20 protein-coding genes are annotated in these 20,674 nt (G+C 44.0%); 13 read left to right on the top strand and 7 right to left on the bottom strand.

What is annotated here, in order from left to right:
- The first annotated feature begins 12 nt into the window (after positions 1-12).
- From IPL34_RS03775 to IPL34_RS03725, 11 genes are all read left to right on the top strand, one after another.
- Positions 13-774, top strand: a complete 762-nt coding sequence (locus IPL34_RS03775) for a respiratory nitrate reductase subunit gamma (protein ID WP_296837951.1) — start codon at positions 13-15, stop codon at positions 772-774.
- The gene (gene dsrK / locus IPL34_RS03770) at positions 767-2,353 is read left to right on the top strand and encodes a sulfate reduction electron transfer complex DsrMKJOP subunit DsrK (RefSeq protein ID WP_296837948.1); all 1,587 of its coding nucleotides are present in this window, start codon (positions 767-769) and stop codon (positions 2,351-2,353) included. Before IPL34_RS03775 ends, dsrK begins: the two co-directional genes overlap by 8 nt.
- Before the next feature lie 87 nt (positions 2,354-2,440).
- Positions 2,441-4,399 (top strand): NAD(P)-binding protein, encoded by a 1,959-nt coding sequence (locus IPL34_RS03765; RefSeq protein WP_296837945.1) that lies wholly within the window; start codon positions 2,441-2,443, stop codon positions 4,397-4,399.
- Positions 4,400-4,414: 15 nt separating this feature from the next.
- Positions 4,415-4,915 carry a hypothetical protein gene (locus IPL34_RS03760; protein WP_296837943.1) on the top strand — a complete coding sequence of 167 codons (501 nt, stop codon included), beginning with the start codon at positions 4,415-4,417 and terminating at the stop codon, positions 4,913-4,915.
- The gene (dsrO, locus tag IPL34_RS03755) at positions 4,912-5,658 is read left to right on the top strand and encodes a sulfate reduction electron transfer complex DsrMKJOP subunit DsrO (RefSeq protein WP_296837941.1); all 747 of its coding nucleotides are present in this window, start codon (positions 4,912-4,914) and stop codon (positions 5,656-5,658) included. The genes IPL34_RS03760 and dsrO overlap by 4 nt, the downstream gene beginning before the upstream one ends.
- 10 nt (positions 5,659-5,668) lie before the next feature.
- Positions 5,669-6,880 (top strand): NrfD/PsrC family molybdoenzyme membrane anchor subunit, encoded by a 1,212-nt coding sequence (gene nrfD / locus IPL34_RS03750; RefSeq protein ID WP_296837938.1) that lies wholly within the window; start codon positions 5,669-5,671, stop codon positions 6,878-6,880.
- 172 nt (positions 6,881-7,052) lie between these two features.
- Positions 7,053-7,466, top strand: a complete 414-nt coding sequence (locus IPL34_RS03745; protein ID WP_296837934.1) for a hypothetical protein — start codon at positions 7,053-7,055, stop codon at positions 7,464-7,466.
- Positions 7,467-7,508: 42 nt separating this feature from the next.
- The gene (locus tag IPL34_RS03740) at positions 7,509-8,909 is read left to right on the top strand and encodes a cobyrinate a,c-diamide synthase (protein WP_296837931.1); all 1,401 of its coding nucleotides are present in this window, start codon (positions 7,509-7,511) and stop codon (positions 8,907-8,909) included.
- Positions 8,906-9,220: an iron-sulfur cluster assembly accessory protein gene (locus IPL34_RS03735; RefSeq protein WP_296837927.1), complete on the top strand. Its 315-nt coding sequence runs from the start codon at positions 8,906-8,908 to the stop codon at positions 9,218-9,220. Before IPL34_RS03740 ends, IPL34_RS03735 begins: the two co-directional genes overlap by 4 nt.
- A gap of 3 nt (positions 9,221-9,223) precedes the next feature.
- The gene (locus IPL34_RS03730; protein ID WP_296837925.1) at positions 9,224-10,984 is read left to right on the top strand and encodes a histidine kinase; all 1,761 of its coding nucleotides are present in this window, start codon (positions 9,224-9,226) and stop codon (positions 10,982-10,984) included.
- Entirely contained in the window at positions 10,981-11,643 is a 663-nt protein-coding gene (locus IPL34_RS03725; RefSeq protein WP_296837921.1) for a response regulator, read from the top strand. The genes IPL34_RS03730 and IPL34_RS03725 overlap by 4 nt, the downstream gene beginning before the upstream one ends.
- A 97-nt stretch (positions 11,644-11,740) precedes the next feature.
- Here IPL34_RS03725 and IPL34_RS03720 read toward each other — a convergent pair whose 3' ends face one another.
- On the bottom strand, positions 11,741-13,036 hold the full coding sequence (locus tag IPL34_RS03720) for an FAD-binding oxidoreductase (protein ID WP_296837918.1): 1,296 nt from the start codon (positions 13,034-13,036) through the stop codon (positions 11,741-11,743).
- A 128-nt stretch (positions 13,037-13,164) separates the two neighbouring features.
- Here IPL34_RS03720 and IPL34_RS03715 point away from each other — a divergent pair, with 128 nt between their 5' ends.
- On the top strand, positions 13,165-14,502 hold the full coding sequence (locus IPL34_RS03715) for a glutamine synthetase family protein (RefSeq protein ID WP_296837914.1): 1,338 nt from the start codon (positions 13,165-13,167) through the stop codon (positions 14,500-14,502).
- A gap of 59 nt (positions 14,503-14,561) precedes the next feature.
- Here IPL34_RS03715 and IPL34_RS03710 read toward each other — a convergent pair whose 3' ends face one another.
- From IPL34_RS03710 to ubiE, 5 genes are all read right to left on the bottom strand, one after another.
- Positions 14,562-15,365, bottom strand: a complete 804-nt coding sequence (locus tag IPL34_RS03710) for a DUF6174 domain-containing protein (protein WP_296837911.1) — start codon at positions 15,363-15,365, stop codon at positions 14,562-14,564.
- A gap of 189 nt (positions 15,366-15,554) precedes the next feature.
- Entirely contained in the window at positions 15,555-16,175 is a 621-nt protein-coding gene (locus tag IPL34_RS03705) for a hypothetical protein (RefSeq protein ID WP_296837909.1), read from the bottom strand.
- Positions 16,176-16,398: 223 nt separating this feature from the next.
- Positions 16,399-16,974 (bottom strand): ProQ/FINO family protein, encoded by a 576-nt coding sequence (locus IPL34_RS03700; RefSeq protein WP_296837906.1) that lies wholly within the window; start codon positions 16,972-16,974, stop codon positions 16,399-16,401.
- A gap of 494 nt (positions 16,975-17,468) precedes the next feature.
- Positions 17,469-18,260, bottom strand: a complete 792-nt coding sequence (locus IPL34_RS03695; protein WP_296837902.1) for an enoyl-ACP reductase — start codon at positions 18,258-18,260, stop codon at positions 17,469-17,471.
- 62 nt (positions 18,261-18,322) lie between these two features.
- On the bottom strand, positions 18,323-19,072 hold the full coding sequence (gene ubiE / locus IPL34_RS03690; protein WP_296837899.1) for a bifunctional demethylmenaquinone methyltransferase/2-methoxy-6-polyprenyl-1,4-benzoquinol methylase UbiE: 750 nt from the start codon (positions 19,070-19,072) through the stop codon (positions 18,323-18,325).
- A 195-nt stretch (positions 19,073-19,267) separates the two neighbouring features.
- Here ubiE and IPL34_RS03685 point away from each other — a divergent pair, with 195 nt between their 5' ends.
- A complete protein-coding gene (locus IPL34_RS03685; RefSeq protein ID WP_296837896.1) occupies positions 19,268-19,780 on the top strand; it encodes a hypothetical protein in 513 nt (170 codons plus the stop codon).
- Here the strand turns inward: IPL34_RS03685 and IPL34_RS03680 are convergent.
- Entirely contained in the window at positions 19,777-20,649 is an 873-nt protein-coding gene (locus IPL34_RS03680) for an A24 family peptidase (RefSeq protein ID WP_296837894.1), read from the bottom strand. The genes IPL34_RS03685 and IPL34_RS03680 overlap by 4 nt on opposite strands.
- Positions 20,650-20,674 lie beyond the last annotated feature (25 nt).

Below are 20,674 nucleotides of genomic sequence, written 5' to 3'. Positions count from 1 at the left end.
CAGGAGTTGACTGTGACTTTCGTAAGTTTGCTTTACGGATTGTTGTTTTATTTTGCCACTTTTATTCTGATCGGCGGAGTGGCACGCAAAATCCACCAATATTGGACAACGCCTGCTCCATTAAAAATACCGACTACACCTGCACCTGTTACGCAAAAAGGCGTGGTTTGGCGTATGTTCCGTGAAGTAGTATTTTTTGAAAGCTTATTCCGTTCCAATAAAACCATTTGGTTATTTGCTTTTCTCTTCCATATGGCGTTGTGGTTAGTGTTATTACGCCATAGTCGTTATTTTGTAGAAACAGGTTTTTTCCTCAACTTCATTCAGCCTTTTGGTAAATATGCCAGCTTTGCTATGGTACTGGGTTTAGCAGGGTTATGGATTAGACGCGTTATAGTCGACCGTGTGCGCTATATCTCGTCTCCCTCAGATCATCTAATGCTAGCTTTGCTCATGGGTATTGCTTTGAGTGGCATGATGATGACCTTTGTAGCTCACACTGACATTATGCAGGTGAAAGCATTCTTTAGAGGTTTAATGTTCTTTGATTGGCATAATCTGCCAGCATCACCGCTTTTATTAGTGCACTTATTATTAGTAGCTATTTTAATGATTATTTTCCCCATCAGTAAGTTACTGCATGCACCGGGTGTCTTCTTTAGCCCTACTCGTAATCAAGTCGATAATCCGCGTGAAAAGCGCCATGTTGCACCGTGGGCATTAGAGCTAGAAAAGCACAACAAAATTTATTTGGATGAGGTTAAACATGGCTGATTACGAAGTTCCTAAACTTACAGGTGCTGGCTATGTTGAAGTACCGGCTATTGAGCCGGGCAGTATGGCAGGCAAAGGCCCATTCGTTGCCAAACCTGATTTCCAAAAAGCCTTACATTTTCCGTCCGACTTTAATAAGGGGCAGGGTGAAGGTGAGCGCTATGAGTTAGTGCCAGACTGGAAAAACAAAGCCCTAGCCAAACTGGATGACTTACGTCACCGTTATCGCTCGCTGCAATTGTATTTAGATATTTGTGTGAAATGTGGCGCGTGTACTGATAAGTGCCATTATTTTATCGGTACTAAAGACCCTAATAATATGCCAGTAGCACGGCAGGATTTATTACGTAAGGTTTATCGGCGCTATTTTACCTTTGCAGGAAAGCACTTCCCTAAATTAGTGGGCGCTGTGGATCTGACAGAGGAAGTGGTGGAGGAATGGTATAACTACTACCATCAATGCTCTCAATGTCGGCGTTGTTCAGTATTCTGCCCCTATGGTATTGATACGGCTGAAGTATCAATGGCAGGACGCGAGATTCTCGATCATATCGGACGCGGCTCTAAATACAATAACGAGATTATTAGTAAAGTATTCAAGATCGGTAATAACTTAGGTCTGCCCGGTATGGCATTAGCCGATACGCTAGAAGGGCTTGAGGAAGATGTTGAAGCCGATACCGGTATTAAAGTGCGCTTTCCACTCGATGAAGAGGGAGCTGAAGTCCTACTGGTTACACCTTCTGCTGACTTCTTTGCCGAGCCTCATGTGGATGGCTTAATGGGTTATGCCAAAGTATTCCACGAGGCAGGGATTAGCTGGACGCTCAGCTCCTATGCTTCTGAAGGTGCTAACTTTGGGATGTTCATTGGTTCTTACGAAAATATGCGCCGTATTGCGCTGCGTATTCGTGAGGCGGCGATTAAATTAAAGGTAAAACGCATTGTATTTGGTGAGTGTGGTCATGCGTGGCGTGTGGCGTATAGCTTCCTCAATACTTTAGCAGGGCCTTTTGACTTCCTAGACCCCAAATATCCCGTACCTCAACACATTTTAGAAGTGACGTGGGGCTTGATCCAAGACGGCAAGCTAGTCCTCGATAAAACCGCAAATGATGACAAAGTTCTGACCTTCCATGACTCGTGTAATGTGGCTCGTGGATCACGGATGGGTGACAAACCCGGCGGACAGTTCGAGTACCCTCGTAATGTGATTAAAGCCGTTTGTAATCATTTTGTGGATATGCCCGCTGATACCATTCACGACGCTACCTTCTGCTGTGGTGGCGGTGGGGGCTTATTGACAGATGATTTGATGGAGTTACGGGTCAAGGGTGCACAGCCACGTATGGAGGCTTTGAAATACGTCACTAATGAACATGGCGTAACCCATATGGCGGCGATTTGCGCGATCTGTAAATCCCAGTTTACCAAAGTCATTCCGTATTATGGTTTTAAGATGGATCAGATTGTCAGTGTCCATCAATTAGTAAGTAATGCACTTGTCCTACAACGCCAAGTGTCGGTTCAGGCGCGTCCTGATGATGAAGATGAGGATGAAGACGGTGATGAGGATTGATTAAGGATTAATCCGTAACCGACTACTTTGTTCCACAATGAATGAATTTAACCTGCGCTATCAGGTTCCAGACCGGAGAATATAAGCATGGCAACAGCACCTGACGACAGCCGTTTAAAAGGGCATACTTTCCGCCGCTTTGAAGATGGCGACCATACTTGGGATAGTATGCACGATAAAATTTTCGTAGCGGATACTTCACATAAGTGTCCTACCTATGTGCATAAAACTCCACCTTGCCAAGGAAGTTGCCCCTCTGGTGAGGATATTCGCGGTTGGTTGCAAATTGTGCGTGGTATTGAAAAGCCTCCAGTAGGTATGACCATGCAGGAGTATGCATTCCGTCGTTCTACCGATGCTAATCCTTTCCCTTCAATGATGGGTCGCGTCTGTCCAGCACCGTGTCAAACAGGTTGTAACCGTAATGATGTGGATGATTTCGTTGGCATTAATGCGGTAGAACAATACATCGGTGATACCGCGATTGCGCAAGGTTTCAAATTTGAAACCCCACCGGCTTTATCAGGCAAGCGAGTAGCGATCATTGGTGGTGGCCCTGCGGGGATGGCGGCGGCTTATCAATTACGGCGTTTGGGCCATGCTTCGACTATTTTTGAACAGCATCCAGAATTGGGCGGCATGATGCGCTACGGTATTCCGGGCTATCGTGTACCACGCGACAAATTAGGGGCTGAGGTTCAACGTATTTTAGATCTTGGCGATATTGAAGTACGTTGCAATACTAAAGTGGGTCAAGACATTACGGTTGAGCAATTAGAGCAAGAATACGATGCGATTCTATGGGCACTAGGTTGCTGGAATGGTCGTGGTCTATTCGTAGATAAATTTGCTGAAACGCCTAACTGCATTTCAGCGGTCGATTTCTTAGAAGCCTTTAATAAAGGTACCATGAAATATACCGCTCCACGCATTGTGTGCGTCGGTGGCGGCGATACCTCGATTGACGTGGTATCGGTATCACGCCGTATTGGTACTTTAGCGAACTACACTGAAAATCCAGAAGATGCTGCCACAGGTAAATTGGTACATGCTGAAGAGCCTGCACAAAAAGTCCCCGCTCAGGTGACTTTAACCACTTTATTTAAGCTGGATCAGATGACGGCTGCCGAGCATGAAGTACAGGACGCACTCAAAGAAGGGGTTACTATTCTTACTGAAGTCATGCCTAAAGAAATCGTGTTTGGTCCTGATGGTCGTGCGATTGGTTTGAAAGTAGTGGAGTGTGTGGTTAAAGGTAATATGCCACAAGCCAAAGAATGTGGTGTTGAGACCATTATCGAAGCTGATTTGATCGTGTCTGCAATTGGTCAATTTGGACGCTTAGATGGTGTGGAAGCCTTAAATAATGGTCGTAATCTGATTAATGCTGATTCGACTTATCAAGTCCCCGGTAAGCCTAAGCATTTTGCTGCTGGTGATATTGTACGTCCGCACTTATTAACCACGGCGATTGGTCAAGGCTCAATCGTGGCTGAAACCATTAATCAGTTTTTGAATGCTCAAGAAATTGCTAAGCGCCCCAAGGTTGACAAGCATCACTTTGACCTCATGCAAAAACTGCAAGAAGTGGGTTTAGAACCAGCCGCTTATGATGGTGCCAAAGCACCTGATTTGCGTGGTACATCTAGTATGAACTATGCCGTTCATAACTACGAAGATCGCGCTAAGAGTGTGATTGTACCGTCTCGTGATCTGTTCTTAGGGCATTTTAAGGCTGAAGCACGCAAGTTGCGCTCCGAAGATGTACCAACTGCCGAGCAGGTATTGGGGCATTTTGCTGAGCGGATTAATCCTTTAATCGAAGACGATGCAGTTGCTGAAGCTAAGCGTTGCATGAGCTGTGGTATGTGTTTTGAGTGTGATAACTGTGTGATCTATTGCCCTCAAGATGCGGTCTATCGTGTACCTAAAAAGCAAGCGACTACAGGTCGTTATGTAGCAACGGATTATAGCCGTTGTATTGGTTGTCATATCTGCGCCGATGTTTGCCCCACTGGCTACATTGAAATGGGCATGGGTGAATAACAAAGGATGAGCACAATGTTCAGCACCTTAAAGTCAATCCTTGGGGTTGTGGCTTGTGCGTGGATTTTAGTCGGGTGTGAGGCAGCGCCTCCGCCGACTAATTTAGCGCCAGCTAAAGAAAAAGCTGCTCAATGCGTAGAGCCGACTGAGGATATACGCAAAAATCATATGGCGTATTTAATGCAGCATCGTGATGCGACTGTTATTGAAGGTATTCGCACTAAACAGCATAGTTTAGTGGAGTGTATTAATTGTCACGTAACGCCCACTCGTGCCGATGGCTCTGCGGTGCACTACGAAGATAAAGACCATTTTTGCGCCAGTTGCCATACTTATGCGGGTGTAAAAATCGATTGTTTTCAGTGCCATGCGGATCGTCCCGATTTGGCAAGCCAAACTAATTACCAGCATAAGTTGGGTTCGGCTGAAAGCTATCACTTTAGCACTAAGCTCAGTGCTTCCCCTGCTTTATCGGCTCAAGATATGCAAGCTATTACGAGTGGAGTAGTGCAATGACTAGCAATCAAGTCAATGAATACCGCCGCCGTTTTATGGCTGGTTTAGGATTAGCGGCAGGTGCTACTTTAGCCCCTAATTTCATCTTGCGCAGTGCTCAAGCGGCTGACGTGGTAGCTCGTCCTGACAATGAGCCAGCCAGTAGTGCCAAGCGTTGGGGAATGCTGATTGATGCTAATCGTCTCACCGATGGTGGTGCGTCAATGGTAGAAGCTTGTAAGCGCGAGCATGGTTGGGGTAATGACCCTCAAGCCAGTGCCGAGCAACAGCCGCAATGGATGCGCGTGGTAAAAGTGACCGATAAGCATACTAAACATTCTTTCACCTTACCGGTTATGTGCCAGCACTGTGAAAATCCTCCCTGTGTGGATGTATGTCCTACCGGAGCTTCCATGAAGCGGGCGGACGGTATTGTGTATGTGAATAAGCATACTTGTATTGGTTGTCGTTATTGCATGATGGCTTGCCCCTATAAAGCACGTAGCTTTGTGCATGAACCCCTAAAAGATCAAAAGCCACACTCGCCACGCGGTATGGGTACAGTAGAGTCTTGCAATCTGTGTGTACACCGCATTGATAAGGGACAACTACCCGCCTGTGTTGAAGCCGCCCCTCACGCAGTGATTTTTGGTGACTTGAATGATCCAGAAAGTCGGATTAGCCAAGCCTTGAAAGCATTAGGTGGAACACAAATTCGTGCTGATCTCGGTTTAAATACTGGCGTGCGCTACCTAAATATCTAGAGGAATCATTATGAGTAACAAGGCAATGGTGTATAGCGAAGTACGCCAAGCAGGCTGGGGGTACTATGGATTACTCGCCGCTAGTGCTGTTTTAGTGGGTTTAGGTCTCATTGCGTTTTTCTATTTAGAGCATACCGGACATCACGCCACTGGCATGAATAATCAAATCGTGTGGGGCTTACCGCACGTATTTGCTATTTTTCTGATTGTAGCGGCTTCAGGTGCACTCAACATCGGTTCTATCGGTACGGTCTTTAATAATAAGCCTTATAAACCGCTAGGTCGGTTGTCTGGTTTACTAGCGATTGCCTGTTTGATTGGCGGCTTGATGGTATTAGTGCTTGATTTGGGGCATCCTGATCGTTTGATTATTGCCATGACGCATTACAATTTTAAGTCGATCTTTGCATGGAATATTATTTTATATAATGGTTTCCTAGCTCTAGCGGTCTTATATGTCTGGTCAATGATGGATTACAAAATGCAGCGTTTTTATAAACCTGCTGGTTTTGCAGCCTTCTTCTGGCGTCTAGTATTGACTACGGGTACAGGGTCAATCTTTGGGTTCTTGGTAGCGCGTGAGGCTTATGACTCTGCGATTTTTGGTCCTTTGTTTATCCTAGTGTCTTTCTCATTGGGTTTAGCCTTATTTATCCTGATTACCTTTGGTCTCTTTACGTGGACACATCGAGCTTTAAATGATGACCTACTGATGCGTAAGCGCTATTTACTGGCTCTGTTTATTGGCGCTGTGCTGTTCTTTGAAGCGATTTTTCATGTAACTGCCTTGTATGCAGCAGAGCATTCGCATTTTGAGCGGTTTATGTTATCGGGTCAGTCTGGTTATTCGTTGTGGTTTTGGATAGGGCATGTATTGATTGGCAGTATTGTGCCTTTGTTCTTGCTATTACTACCTATGTGTCGTGGTCAAGTACGCTCCTTGTTAATGGCTTCTGCGCTAGTACTGATCGGTTCCTTTATCCAACTGTATGTCATTATTATTGGTGGTCAAGCTTATCCTCTGACTCTTTTTCCTAATGCTGAGGTAGAGAGCACTTTCTTTGACGGGGTGATTAATAGTTATGTTCCCTCGTTATGGGAGTTAATGCTAGGAATAGGGGGTGTAGGTGTCACTTTAGTAATGATCGTGATTGGTGTGAAAGTGCTGCGCTTCTTGCCAGTGTCATTAGCACAAGCTAATCCTGATGAAGATACTGATTAAAAGCGTTTTTAGGTAAGCCAAAAAATACGTTCAAGCCGCAGCAATGCGGCTTTTTTTATCTTTAAATTAATCCCTTTAGGAGAGGTTATTTCCCAAAACTGACTAAAAAGGTTTAATATCTTGCTTATATAAGAAAATAGTGATTTACTAATATACAAGGAAGGAGTTAGCCATGTTTAATCCCATTCAAATCCCATTTGGTTGCGTCATGTTGTTTAATGTCGTTGATCTTAAGCCCGGTGTGACCGTAGAAGATGTCGAGCTGGTCTTAGGTGAGATGTGCAATGTGGTAAAAAACAACTACGGTGATGACCAAGGTGGATTTATTGGCGGTCAAGTCTATCGCAATGCTGGATTTATTTCCGATGAGGGTAGTGTGGGCAATGATGCACCCGAACCCCAACGAGTTCAGCAAAATATGGGCGATGTAGTCATCGTGACCTATTGGAAGTCCTTCGATCAACACGAAAAATCCCACGCAGATAAATTATTTAAGGAAAAATTCCAAGCCTTAGCGAATTTCTGCGATAACACCTTTGAGGTTGGCTATGAGATGTTGTGGCAAGGTACGCCAGAAGATCATTGAGCTGCTTAATGCCCTGTGCTTACCTCCTCAGGGGGTAAGCTAATGGCTAGAGTATTTATCTCAGCGGCACATAAATCTTCAGGTAAAACAACGCTATCGATTGGTTTATGTGCCGCTTTAAGCGCTAGAGGTTTAGATGTACAGCCTTTTAAAAAAGGTCCAGACTACATTGACCCCATGTGGCTAGCTCAAGCCAGTGGCAATCCCTGTTATAACCTTGATTTTAATACCATGTCGGCTGATGAGGTATTATGCAAAGTTCAGCAACAATCTTATCTTTCTGATATTACTCTGATCGAGGCTAATAAGGGTCTATACGATGGTATAGCGTTAGATGGCTCGGATAGCAATGCAGCATTGGCACGCCTCACACAATCTCCTATTGTATTAGTGATTGATACACGCGGTACTACACGCGGTATTGCGCCCTTATTATTGGGTTATCAACACTTTGATCCCACCATTCAAATAGCCGGAGTGATTTTAAATCGTGTCGGAGGAGTGCGACACGCCGCCAAATTACGTGAAGCAGTCGAGCATTACACCGATATTAAAGTGTTAGGTTGTGTGCAAGAAAATACGGCTTTAGCTATTGAAGAGCGCCATTTAGGTTTAATGCCAAGTAATGAGCAGGCTAATGCCAAACAGCATATTGAGTTACTAGGTCAAGTTGTGAGTGAGCAGGTTGATCTGGATCAGTTTTTACATCTAGCTCAACAAGCAACCCCTTTAAATGCTTTGAATTTATCGATTTGCCAGCCAACGTGTCGTACTACGCCTAAGGCACGAATTAAATTGGGTATTTGTCAGGATGCAGCATTTGGATTTTATTATCCCGATGATTTAGAAGCGCTAGAGTCAGCCGGAGCAGAGTTAGTCCCGATTAATACGCTAACCGATTCTACCTTACCTCAGATTGATGGTTTGTTTATTGGGGGGGGCTTTCCTGAAACCCATTTAGCTCCTTTAGCTGCGAATCAGTCCTTACAACAGCATATTAAACAGGCAATTGAAGCAGGTTTACCCACTTATGCCGAGTGTGGGGGCTTAATGTATTTATCCCGCAGTATCACTTGGCAAGGGCAAACCGCTCCTATGGTGGGGATTATTCCGGGGGATGTGACTCTGCATGCTAAACCCCAAGGGCGCGGTATTGTGCAGTTTACCGAAACCGAGCATATGCCTTGGCCCGCTCTAGCGGCCTCTTTCCCTGCTACTCAAGCAGCGCACGAGTTTCATTATTCGCGTCTCGATAATCTAGCGGCACAGGGGCGGTTTGCCTATCGTATGTTGCGTGGGACAGGTATTACTGGGGACTATGATGGCTGGGTCTATCGCAATTTATTAGCTTCTTATTTACACCGCCGCGATACAGCTCAATATCGCTGGGCGCAACGCTTTGTTGATTTTATTCGTCAACACCAACAAGGATTATTGGCATGATTACAATTACTCCCAATGCATTACAACAGGTTAAACTAGCAGCAAGCTCTTCTAATGCCACCGGTTTAGCCTTACGTATTGAAATCCAACCTAAGGCAGATGGTAGCTTTAATTATCTGATGGGGTTTGATGAACAGCGCCAAGTAGGTGATGTAGAGCTAGAGCAAGACGGAGTTAAGGTGCTTATTGGTAAAGACTCTAAGCCTCTAGCTCAAGGAATGGTATTAGATTTTGTAGAGCTAAATGGGCAAATGGAGTTTATTTTTTTAAACCCTAATGACCCCTATTTTCAGCCGCCTAAGGAGTCTTAAATCATGGCCGAGCATGTGGCTAGCATTCCGATTACTCAAATTCAACGCCCTACTAAATCAGACGTTAACCCCATTGTCGATAATGGTGACAGTTTCAGCTCACCACGGCGTAAGCATGATGAGCTGTTTGTTGCTCAATCGGTGGTGGCATTACCGTGGCAAGGCTGGTTAGCTCTGGTGGCGTTATTTGTTATTTTTATTGCTATCGGAGCTAGCTACTTGTGGATTGTGGCGGGACTTGATCCAGATAATGGCTTACGCAGTTTATTAACCGTATTATGGCTCATTGCGGGCATTGGCGTTATGACGCTGTTTTATTGGATTTGGCGTGAGTTTACCTGCTTTGGTGATGAATTATCTTTATGGGCGCAACGCTTAAGGCGTAATGATCTCAGTGCGCGTATGCCGATTTTACGCCGTGCTTGCCCTTCACGCGTGATTCGTGAGCAAATTAATGCGATTACCGAAGATTATCAGGCAGTCGCTCGCGCACAATTGCAACGTTTAGAACGTCAAGATCGCTATATTGCCCGTAAAAATCATCATTTAAATGTGCTGTATGATGTCGCTGCGGCGATTAATCGCGCTGATAATTTAGAGAGCTTATTAGACCGCTTTTTAGTAACGCTGAAAGGGGTAGTGCAGGCTGAAGCGGTCGCCATTCGTCTCTTGGATAAAGATAATGTGCTGCGTTTGGTAGCGAGTATCGGACTGGATGATGAAGTGATGCAGCGCGAAACGGCGATTCTGGCTACTCAGTGTACCTGTGGCAAAGCCTTTGACGAGAAAGAAATTCGCATTCGCACCGATATTAATAAATGCGAGCATTTGATTGGGCGTGTCCTGTTTGAGCGCCGCAATCACATGGAAATGCTAGCTGTTCCCTTACTGTATCGTGATAAAACCTTAGGGATTTACAATATTTTTGTCTCGCGCGACCGCCATGCTTATTTAGAGGATGAGCATGAGTTACTGATGAGTATTGGGCGTCATTTAGGCATGGCGATTGAAAAGGCTAGCGTAGAGGAAGAAGCACATACCTTATCCATTATGAAAGAGCGTACTCGTATGGCGCATGAGTTACACGACTCGTTAGCTCAGACGATTGCTAGCCTACGCTTTAAAGTACGCCTCTTTGACGATTCACTACGCAATAGTGCCGATAGTAATCCACGTTTGTGGACTGAATTAGAAAACTTAGAACTTACTATTGATGAAGCCTACGCCGAAATTCGCAGTTTAATTACCCATTTTAGAGCGCCTTTAGACGGTAAAGGCATTGTGCGGGCTGTTGAGTTATTAGTAGAAAAGTTTCGTAAAGAAACGAATTTAGAAGTGTTTTTCTATCAAAATTGGGCGCTACAAAGCTTGGAGCGTGATGTTGAGATAGAAGTAATCCGTATTATACAAGAATCTTTAAATAATATTCGTAAACATAGCCAAGCAACCACAGTACGTATTTTGATGCATAGCAATGAGGAGGGTCGTTGTTCTGTGTTAATAGAAGATAATGGTATTGGTTTGCCTGAAACCTTACCGGAGCCTGATCCAATCACCGGAGAACATATTGGATTGAGTGTTATGCAGGAGCGTGCTGCCAATATTAAGGGTGAATTACATTTTGAGAGTGATCCAGATGAGGGTGGAACCTTAGTTCAACTGAACTTTGAGGCGCCTGAAGAACGTAAGCTCTCGCAGATCTTAGATCGTATGACACCAAAAACTCCAACCGATAAATCCGTTGACACAGGGACACCACTATGAATGAGAAAGTACTATTAATCGATGATCACACCTTATTCCGAGCGGGCTTAGAAGATCTATTACGCCGACGTGGAATCAATGTGGTCTCAGCGGTCGGTAGTGGCGAGGAAGGTATTAAAAGTACCGCTGAGGTACAACCCGACATTGTGCTCCTTGATATGCGCATGCCCCATATGGATGGCTTAGTGGTGTTACGCCAATTACGCAAAAATTATCCAGAGCTGCGTATTGTGATGTTAACCACTAGCACTAATGAAAGTGACTTGGTGGAAGCCTTGCGCAGTGGTGCTCGTGGCTATTTGCTCAAAGATATTGAGCCAGATGATTTAGTCGTTGCCTTACGCGAAATTATGCAGGGTAAAACAGTAGTAGCCCCAGAACTAGCGCCAGTATTAGCACGTTTTGTACAAGGCTCTGAGCAGCATAATGCTAGTCAAAAAGCTGTTGATCCTTTTGCAGGTCTGACACCGCGCGAGTATGAGATTCTAACGCTACTGGCAGAGGGTCAAAGTAATAAGGTTATTGCCCGTAACTTGGGTATTTCAGACGGTACAGTCAAGTTACATGTTAAAGCGATTTTACGTAAATTAGGGGTGAGTTCACGTATTACTGCTGCGGTAATGGCAGTAGAACATGGGGCGCGAGTCGTCAAATTGTAAAAGTTTGAATTTAATTTGACAGGCACTTATTGTTTTAAGCTATTACAATTCAAAGGGTTGCCAGCAGATACTTGCAGCCCTTTTTTGCTTTTAGGATCTAAAACCAATCTCTCATGCGATACCATGCCATTGCTGCTACTAAAGCGGGTGTTTTTAAGTATTTCCCACCCCAAAATGGCCTATGTTTGATCTGAGTAAATAGATCAAAGCGTTCTGAGTTGCCATGAATTGATTCAGCTACTAATTTACCCGCCAAGCCTGTCAAAGCCATGCCATGCCCTGAATAGCCTTGAGTAAAATAGACGTTAGGGGCTAAACGTCCAAAATGGGGGGCGCGATTTTGCGTAATCGCTACATACCCCCCCCAACAGAATTCAGTTTTCACGGGTGCTAGTTGTGGGAAAACAGTCAGCAGTCGGCGCCGCATATCTTGGGTTAAATCATGGGGCGGACGTTTGGAATAACTCACGCCTCCCCCAAATAACAGGCGGTTATCGGCTGAAAGCCTAAAATAATCCAAGACAAAGCGCGTGTCTGTCATCGCACTGTGTTTAGGCATTAAGGTCTGTGCTAACTCAGTACCTAAAGGCTCGGTCGCTAAAATATAAGTTCCCACGGGCATAATATAAGTCTCTAGTGCATAGCCAATATGCTCCACATAGGCATTAGTGCCTAATAACGCATAATCGGCCGTGATCGAGCCTTCGGGTGTGAGTATTTTTATGTTGGAGTTAGGCGTGACTTTGAGGGCAGGGGTATTTTCAAATTGCAGCACGCCTTGTTGTTGTGCAGCATCGGCTAAGCCTAATGTGTAGTTTAAAGGGTGTAAATGTCCGCTTTTGTGATCAAATAATAAGGCTTGGTAGCGCTTGGTTTGGATATAGTCTTGTACGGCATTACCCTCAATCCACTGTAGATGATCATAGCCATAGTGTTCAGCTAATTCGGCCTGATAGGCACGCAACTCGTGTACATGACGATTTTTAATTGCCGCAAAAGCCATTCCCTTTTTGAGATCACATTGAATACCGTGTTCTTGAATCAATTGCTCGGTGAGGTCTAGTGCTTCAACACTCATATTAAAAATGGTTTGTGCTGCATCCTTGCCTAATTGCTGTTTAATCGTGTCATTGCTACAGGCTAGCCCAAAAATTAGTTGTCCACCACTGCGCCCTGATGCACCAAAACCGAATTGCCGTGCTTCAATTTGGACTACCTTATAGCCGAGTTTGGCTAAATGTAATGCAGCAGAACAACCACTAATACCACCACCAATAATAGCTATATCTGTTTGTAGATGATCTTGCAGAGTCGGGCGACGTTGAAAAGGATTACTGCTAGCCTGATAGTAAGAAGCTGCACGTTCGGCAGGGTTACTGAGAGGATGTTCCATAGTAAACGACCTAGTTTTGTGATCACATTTTTATATTGTGCTAGCTATTTATAAATAGGTTCAAGTGGTAAAGTAATCTCAGTCCATTATCTATCGAATTTATATCAAAATATGTAGGAGGATAGGACATGAACAGCGAGCTAGAAAAGTGGATGCATAAGCATCAAATAACGGAAGTGGAGTGTCTGATTCCTGATATTACCGGCAATGCGCGTGGTAAAATTATTCCAGCAGCGAAGTTTTACAAAGATGAAGGCATGCGGATGCCGGAAACCATGTTCATGCAAACTGTGACGGGAGATTGGGCGGTTGGAGACGATGATCATGATGCGTTAGAAGTGGATATGATTGCTATTCCTGATCCAACGACGGCGCGTTTATTACCTTGGGCACCACAACCGACCGCACAAGTCATTCATGATTGTACCTTGGCGGATGGAACACCCAGCGCCCTAGCACCGCGTAATGTATTAAAACGTATTTTAAAAGAATACGATTCATTAGGTCTAAAGCCCATTATTGCGCCTGAAGCTGAGTTTTATATTACCAAAATCAATACTGATCCTGATTACCCGTTAGAACCCCCTATTGGACGCTCAGGGCGTAAAGAAATTGGGCGTCAGGCGTATAGTATCGATGCAGTCAATCAATTTGATCCGCTATTTGAAGATGTCTATGACTATTGTGAGGCTCAGGAATTAGACATTGATACTCTGATTCATGAGGCAGGGGCGGGACAAATGGAGTTTAATTTTGTGCATGGCGACCCCTTAAGCCTAGCCGATCAAGTCTTTGTGTTTAAGCGCACCATGCGCGAAGCAGCATTACGTCACAATATGTATGCTACTTTTATGGCTAAACCGTTGCAAAATGAGCCAGGGAGTGCCATGCATGTGCATCAGAGTATTGTCGATGCCCATACGGGTTTAAATATTTTTTCTAATCCTGACGGTTCAGTCAGTGAACGTTTTTTACAGTTTATTGCGGGACAACAAAAGTATTTGCCGTCTGTTATGGCGATTTTAGCCCCTAATGTGAATAGTTATCGACGCATTGCACGCTTTAATGCTGCACCTATTAATACGGCATGGGGTTATGATAATCGCACGGTGGGATTGCGCGTGCCTCATTCTGATCCTAGTAATCGTCGGGTAGAAAATCGTTTAAGTGGCGCCGATGTAAACCCTTATCTAATGTTTGCAGCGTCCTTTGCTTGTGGTTTATTAGGTATCCGCCAACAGCTACAGCCCACAGCGCCTATGGAAACCAGTGCGTATAACTTACCGTTTGGTGTACCACGAGATTTGCGAGATTCATTAGTGGCATTAGAGAGTTGTGAGCCTGTAGTAGAGTTACTAGGCGAGCGCTTTGTAGAAGTCTATTGCAAGGTAAAACGTATGGAATATGAAGCATTCTTCCAAGTAATCAGCTCATGGGAGCGGGAGTATTTATTGCTAAATGTATGATCTAACAGCAAATGAGGTGAGAGTTTATGGCTCTCACCTTGTAGGCAAGCTTAACCTAATTAAGGCAATATTTTAATATTACTCACCGTGTAGGCGGTTTCTTCATCTGCTATCATAGAGCTTTCATCAATATAGATGGATAAGGGAGCGCCGGTAGTGGCGTCATAGGTCACATCTACGCGTTCCGCATTACCGCTATAGGCGTCCTGAATAGACTTAAATAAGTCGTTCATGGTGACACGCGAATAGTCGGCAGCGGCTGTGCCAGTATCAGCATAGGTAGCATTAGTAATAGCGCCATTGCGTACACTAATATTCACTGGGCGTCCGCCATCAATCCTAAAACCACTATTAATTACAGTAAAATCGTAATTACCACGGCTGGTTAAGCTATTCCATTTAGCCTGATTGGCTTGAAGGTTTTGTGGACCGGTATTGGTTGGGGTTTTATTCAGTGCTTGTATGTCAGAAGCCGTTAGGGTGCGGCGTGCTATTTCACCTCCCGTAATACCCCCACTAATAATGGCAACATCACCCCGCGAAATAGAACCACTTTTATCCATATCCTTAATCGTGGTGCTAAAGGGCGCGTTGCGACTATATCCCATTAACTCCAATAAGTTACCTTTCTGATTCTGATTAAGAGGTAAGGCAGGTGCTGTTTCGGGGGTAATGGGTGGGTTAGGATTGATGCCTTGTAAGGCACTAATCAATAAGCGAATCAGTTGTATTAACTGTGATAAATAATTCGAGTTAATCCCGCTAGTGCCCATATGAATGGGGTTATTAATGGGTGGATAACGGGGAGTTAGAGCTTGAGTATTAGGGGGCTGGGATGTATTAGGTAATCTATTAATATTCATGATGTACATTCCTCTAAGCGTGAGGCTTAGTATGAGTCTGATCCAGTTTAAAGTGTAAACAGTGGCTCTAAAAAAGAGAGTACTATCAGATCAAGGGCGGATTTTAAGGATTAAAAGAGAGATGAATTCTCTAAACCTAGGGGAGGTTATTGAACGAGTACTCATCTCAAGTGATGGAGATCGGTATGGTTAGTTCAAGCCTAACGCTTTGGCATCAGCAGCGCTGAGTAAATGCTCCTTGAGCTGTGCTCCAGTGACATTATCATTCATATAAATCAGATCATTAACCGAGATAGCTCCACTGCGGTCATTATCATAAATAGTCGTGGTGAAGGGCACTGAGCTATTAATATTAAAATATTGTTTAAGCTTATTGGAGAGGTTAGCATCTGCCACGATTTGTGGACCTGGATTAGCCACAATGCGCGGTCCTACAGGTGTTTGAACGAGAATTTCTTTGTAGTCTTCAGCCTGATTATGACGCACTAAGGGGGAGGGTTTGCCCGGTTCGGTGTGGCGATGATATTCCGACATACCCGGAACATTAGAGGAAATTAAAATAGTAGCTTTATTGCTAGGTGTAGTCGGGGTAGTAGGCGTAGTTTGCCCTGAGGTGTTCATAGCGGCAATCAGACGTTGTAGGATCTGGATTAATGTATTAATTATTAATGGGTTATTAAAGCCAGTTTGGTTAGGCATCCAATTAGGTTGGGAGTTGGTATACATAGGGGGGGTATACATAGGCTTAGTTAGCAACGGAAATTGATAACTAGGCAAAGTGTAGCGCATAGAGAAATTTATATTATTCATGATGGTAACTCACAGGAGACTAATGATTAGTAGCTGAGTAAATAGGTGAAGTTATTATTATGAATAAGAATAATTCCCACTAGCAGGAGTCAGATTGGGGGTAGAATTTAGGTATTAGATGGGGCAATACGAGCATTTCGGAGCAGAAGGCTCAGAAGATAGCTAAGCCTACTGCAAAGCCGCAAGAGCTAAAAAGAGTTCCTCAGCTCTTGCAACTATGATTTTAATATTTATTGCGAGTACTTGGAGGGCGTCTTGAGGGAGGGCGTGGTTTAGGAGTTTGTGCTACTGCAATTTCATCCAAAGTGCGTTGTGCATGTTCTTTTTCAGACGCTTTAATTTCACCATTAGCACGCCCATCTAAGCTGTAACGCTGATTTTCGATTAAAACTTGTTGTAAGTATTCTTTTTGATGAGTGTGATGCCACAGCACTCGATGCAACACGCGCTTAGATACGGGAATTTGTGCCTGATCAAAATATTGTTGCAACGCTTCCTCAATACCAATAGCTAAGGGTTTGTGTTGTGCCCAAATAGGAAAGACACTAGCTAATTGTGCGGTTAAATCTACAGCCTGTTGCTCTGCTGGTGTGAGCCTTTTCATAGGCTTTTTGGCAGGAGCATTACGCTTAGGTAGGCGAGGTGTGGCTAGCTTTTCTGCAACAATATCCTCGCGACGCACAATTCGTCGTTTGCTAGGGCGTTTAATAGCATTCGCTTCACTATCAGCATCAGTGTTTAAAGCGAGTTTTGGTTTTAAGGTTAAGGTTTTCTTTTCTTTATCCATGGACGTGATCATCGAGTCATCATCTGACATTAGTTAAATTACCTAGTAAGGTAAGACTTAGCAATCTTTATTCATAATACAGATGCAGATAGTTGTAAGAAAAAATTAGTGAACCCCTATTAGGTAGATTTTACTGCTCTTGGCTTTCTAGGTTAGTCAGTTAAGATTTATTTATTTTTAAATAGGTTTATTTTTAATCAGGTAAGCGCTAGGATTAGCCCATCTCTAATTGTGGGTGAGTGTTGCGAGTGTTTCAAAATGAACCGTATTAATGGATTAAGCGGTCAGTCCTTATGCTGTCCACAATGTCATTGTACATTGATTATGCGTATCAGGCGTTCTACCTTAACGAAGTTGTTTTCTAGGCAAAAGCACTATATTTGTCGGGCTTGTCATTCTCGGTTTAGAGAGGATAGAACTGTGTTGGTCGCTAGAAGTCATGCGATTAATATTATCTTATAAAAAAGTTGGTAGTAGGTGTGTACTACACCTCTACCAATTTTAATTTAAACGGTTTCTAATCCCGACATCCCCAAAATATTCCAACCTGCATCGACATAAGTAATCTCACCTGTTACCCCTGATGCTAAATCAGAGCATAAAAATGCAGCTACATTACCCACTTCTTCAATCGTGACATTGCGGCGTAAGGGTGTGTTTTTAGCAAAGTGATCCAGCATTTTACGGAAACCTGTAATACCCGATGCGGCTAAAGTGCGAATAGGGCCTGCTGAAATCGCATTGACCCTAATCCCTTGTGGCCCTAAATCGGCTGCCATAAAGCGCACTCCCGCCTCTAAACTCGCTTTTGCCATCCCCATAACATTGTAATTAGGAATAGCGGCAACCGCGCCCAAATAGCTGAGCGCTAATAATGAGCCATTACGCCCTTCCATCAAAGGCTTTGCATAGCGTGCCATCGCTAAGAAACTATAGGCACTAATATCATGAGCAATATTAGAGCCTTCTTTAGTGGTATTATCAACAATACTGCCTTCTAGTTGCTCTTTAGGCGCATAGGCAATCGCATGCACTACAATATCTAAACCATCCCAATGCTGTTTTAATTGCTCGAAAGTTGCGGCAATTTGCTCATCAGTAGCCACATCGCAGGGTAGTACTATGCTGGAACCTAATTCAGCAGCGGTTTTTTCCACGCGGCTTTTAAGTTTGTCGTTTTGATAAGTAAATGCTAGCTCAGCGCCCTCGCGGTGCATCGCTTGTGCAATCCCGTATGCAATGGAACGATCACTTGCAATACCCGTGATGAGTGCTCGCTTACCTGCTAAAAAGCCCATACCTACTCCTTAAAATTCTCTCAATGCCTAAAACACCACAGTATAACGAGTTTATGCAGCAACTACAGCTTAAAGCCCTTATGCAGTGCTACTACGCCCCCTGTCATATTGCGGTAAGTCACGCGTTCAAATCCTGCGGTTTCCATCATGCCTTTGAGCGTTTCTTGATCAGGGTGCATCCGAATAGATTCGGCTAAATATTGATAGCTTGCTGAATCATTAGCGATTAATTTGCCCATTAAAGGCAGTATTTTAAAGGAGTATTGATCATAAATCGGCGCTAGACCGGGGAGAACAGGCTTAGAAAACTCCAACACTAATAAGCGTCCGCCGGGTTTTAAAACACGCAACATAGAGCGTAGGGCTGCATCTTTATCGGTCACATTACGTAAACCAAAGGCAATCGTAATAATATCAAAGTGATTATCTACAAAAGGTAGGCATTCGGCATTCGCCTGCACAAATTTAACATTGCCCCCTAAACCCCTATCGATGAGGCGACGCTTACCATTAGCCAGCATAGAAGCATTAATGTCTGACAGAATAACTTCACCTGTATCACCGACAATTTGGGCAAATTTAGCGGCTAAATCGCCAGTACCACCGGCTAAATCCAGTACTTTCTGCCCTTTACGTGCACCTGCCTCGTCAATAGTGATGCGTTTCCATAAACGGTGGATACCGAGTGACATAACATCATTCATCACATCATATTTATCGGCAACCGAATGAAAAACCCCCGCAACTTTTTGCGCTTTTTCAGCGACAGGAACCTGTTGAAAACCGAAGTGAGTAGTATCTTGCTTATCCATCGCGGACTCGTGGCTAACTAATAAGTAATGCGGAGATTTTAACAGGATTTACTCGCTAGTTAGCAAAGTACTCCATAGATTTGCATTAAATTTATCAGTCTTGATTAATAAATCCACTAGATACAGTGAGTTCTTACCTAGGGTGTGCTATCAATTAGAGATTAGTGTTGTGTAATTGAATGTAAGGATGATGTCATGAGCTTAACCCCCACTCATGTAATAGCAGCAGTATGCGTTGTATTAGCCAGTTGGAGTACTTCAGTCATGGCTGCGGAACGTGCAGCTATTTTAGAGGACTACTATATGGATAATCCGCCCAATAGCGCCTACTTAGGCAAAATGAAAGCAAAATGGGCAAGTCACGTCAAAGCACGCCAAAAGCCGGAGAGTATTGATTTAATGCCTGCAAAACCGTCTCAGACCGTATCACGTCTGAAACCCGCAGCAGTGGTTGTTAAAGCAGCACCTAAGCCTAGACCGCAAACAGTAAAAGTGACGCATATTTCACCTAAATTTGTTCCTAAAACAGTGGTGGTGACTAGAGTAGCCCCTAAATTTGTTCCTAAAACAGTAGTGGTGACTAGAGTAGCCCCTAAAGCCACCGTGCGACGCTTTACGGCTCCGCATAGAACAGTAGTGGTAGCTACGAGTAATAAACGCCCCACAGAGCGTGCTCTACCTTTTTGGCGTGATTTACCGCTGAACTAAGGGAAGATATAGCCTAATGTGAGTTGAGTAATGACGGGTTGCCATAAGACGGCTACCCATCCAGCCGCCACGAGCCAAGGTCCAAAGGGCAGTGGTGTGCTGGTTTGTTGCCCTTTAAGTGCCATCCAAGTAAGACCAAATAAAGCCCCAAAAGCTGAAGCGCCAAAAATCACAAAGGGTAAAATTGCCCACCCCCCCCAAGCACCTAAAGCGGCTAATAATTTAAAATCGCCATAGCCCATACCTTCTTTGCCAGTCAACAGCTTAAACATCCAGAAGATACTCCATACAGATAGATAACCTATGGCAGCACCCATCACACTACTATGCAGGTCAGTAAAAACGCCATAGTAGTTAACCATCAGCCCCGCCCATAATAAAGGTAAAGTCAGATGATCAGGCAATAGCATAGTTTTGGCATCGATCATGAATAAGGCAATCAATGTCCAAGTAAAAGGCAAAAAAACTAATAGCTGGGTTGAATAACCTAATTTCCACGCGGCTAGGATACTTAATAAAGCAGTGATAGCTTCAATTAAGGGGTACTGCATAGAAATAGGTGTTTTACAACTAATGCAACGTCCTTTTAATACTAGGTAGCTTAGAATGGGAATATTTTCCCAAGCACTAATCGCATGACCACAGGTGGGGCATTGAGAGCGGGGTACGACTAAATTGAAGGGCGTTTCAGCTAAAGGTTCAGATACGTGACTGGTTAAAGCCATACACTCGGCTTTCCATTGCCGTTCTAAAATAATAGGTAGGCGATAAATTACCACATTCAAAAAGCTACCAACCAATAGGGAGCATAGCCCTACCGTAAATAATAACCAAGTGTTATTAGTACTTATTAAAGTAATAAAATCCATTCCCTATCCTATGCAAGCCTAAATT

It is taken from the genome of Thiofilum sp. (genome assembly GCF_016711335.1).
Classification (GTDB): Bacteria; Pseudomonadota; Gammaproteobacteria; order Thiotrichales; family Thiotrichaceae; genus Thiofilum.
This window is presented reverse-complemented; position numbering and strand designations above follow the sequence as displayed.

What these genes read in the sequence shown, in the direction of transcription:
- IPL34_RS03725 (WP_296837921.1), top strand. Translation starts at nt 10,981, where the DNA reads ATGAATGAGAAAGTACTATTAATCGATGATCACACCTTATTCCGAGCG.
- IPL34_RS03760 (WP_296837943.1), top strand. Translation starts at nt 4,415, where the DNA reads ATGTTCAGCACCTTAAAGTCAATCCTTGGGGTTGTGGCTTGTGCGTGG.
- IPL34_RS03680 (WP_296837894.1), bottom strand. Translation starts at nt 20,649, where the DNA reads ATGGATTTTATTACTTTAATAAGTACTAATAACACTTGGTTATTATTT.
- IPL34_RS03705 (WP_296837909.1), bottom strand. Translation starts at nt 16,175, where the DNA reads ATGAATAATATAAATTTCTCTATGCGCTACACTTTGCCTAGTTATCAA.
- IPL34_RS03715 (WP_296837914.1), top strand. Translation starts at nt 13,165, where the DNA reads ATGAACAGCGAGCTAGAAAAGTGGATGCATAAGCATCAAATAACGGAA.
- IPL34_RS03735 (WP_296837927.1), top strand. Translation starts at nt 8,906, where the DNA reads ATGATTACAATTACTCCCAATGCATTACAACAGGTTAAACTAGCAGCA.
- IPL34_RS03730 (WP_296837925.1), top strand. Translation starts at nt 9,224, where the DNA reads ATGGCCGAGCATGTGGCTAGCATTCCGATTACTCAAATTCAACGCCCT.
- dsrO (WP_296837941.1), top strand. Translation starts at nt 4,912, where the DNA reads ATGACTAGCAATCAAGTCAATGAATACCGCCGCCGTTTTATGGCTGGT.
- dsrK (WP_296837948.1), top strand. Translation starts at nt 767, where the DNA reads ATGGCTGATTACGAAGTTCCTAAACTTACAGGTGCTGGCTATGTTGAA.
- IPL34_RS03685 (WP_296837896.1), top strand. Translation starts at nt 19,268, where the DNA reads ATGAGCTTAACCCCCACTCATGTAATAGCAGCAGTATGCGTTGTATTA.
- IPL34_RS03765 (WP_296837945.1), top strand. Translation starts at nt 2,441, where the DNA reads ATGGCAACAGCACCTGACGACAGCCGTTTAAAAGGGCATACTTTCCGC.
- IPL34_RS03710 (WP_296837911.1), bottom strand. Translation starts at nt 15,365, where the DNA reads ATGAATATTAATAGATTACCTAATACATCCCAGCCCCCTAATACTCAA.
- nrfD (WP_296837938.1), top strand. Translation starts at nt 5,669, where the DNA reads ATGAGTAACAAGGCAATGGTGTATAGCGAAGTACGCCAAGCAGGCTGG.
- IPL34_RS03745 (WP_296837934.1), top strand. Translation starts at nt 7,053, where the DNA reads ATGTTTAATCCCATTCAAATCCCATTTGGTTGCGTCATGTTGTTTAAT.
- IPL34_RS03720 (WP_296837918.1), bottom strand. Translation starts at nt 13,036, where the DNA reads ATGGAACATCCTCTCAGTAACCCTGCCGAACGTGCAGCTTCTTACTAT.
- IPL34_RS03700 (WP_296837906.1), bottom strand. Translation starts at nt 16,974, where the DNA reads ATGATCACGTCCATGGATAAAGAAAAGAAAACCTTAACCTTAAAACCA.
- IPL34_RS03695 (WP_296837902.1), bottom strand. Translation starts at nt 18,260, where the DNA reads ATGGGCTTTTTAGCAGGTAAGCGAGCACTCATCACGGGTATTGCAAGT.
- ubiE (WP_296837899.1), bottom strand. Translation starts at nt 19,072, where the DNA reads ATGGATAAGCAAGATACTACTCACTTCGGTTTTCAACAGGTTCCTGTC.
- IPL34_RS03740 (WP_296837931.1), top strand. Translation starts at nt 7,509, where the DNA reads ATGGCTAGAGTATTTATCTCAGCGGCACATAAATCTTCAGGTAAAACA.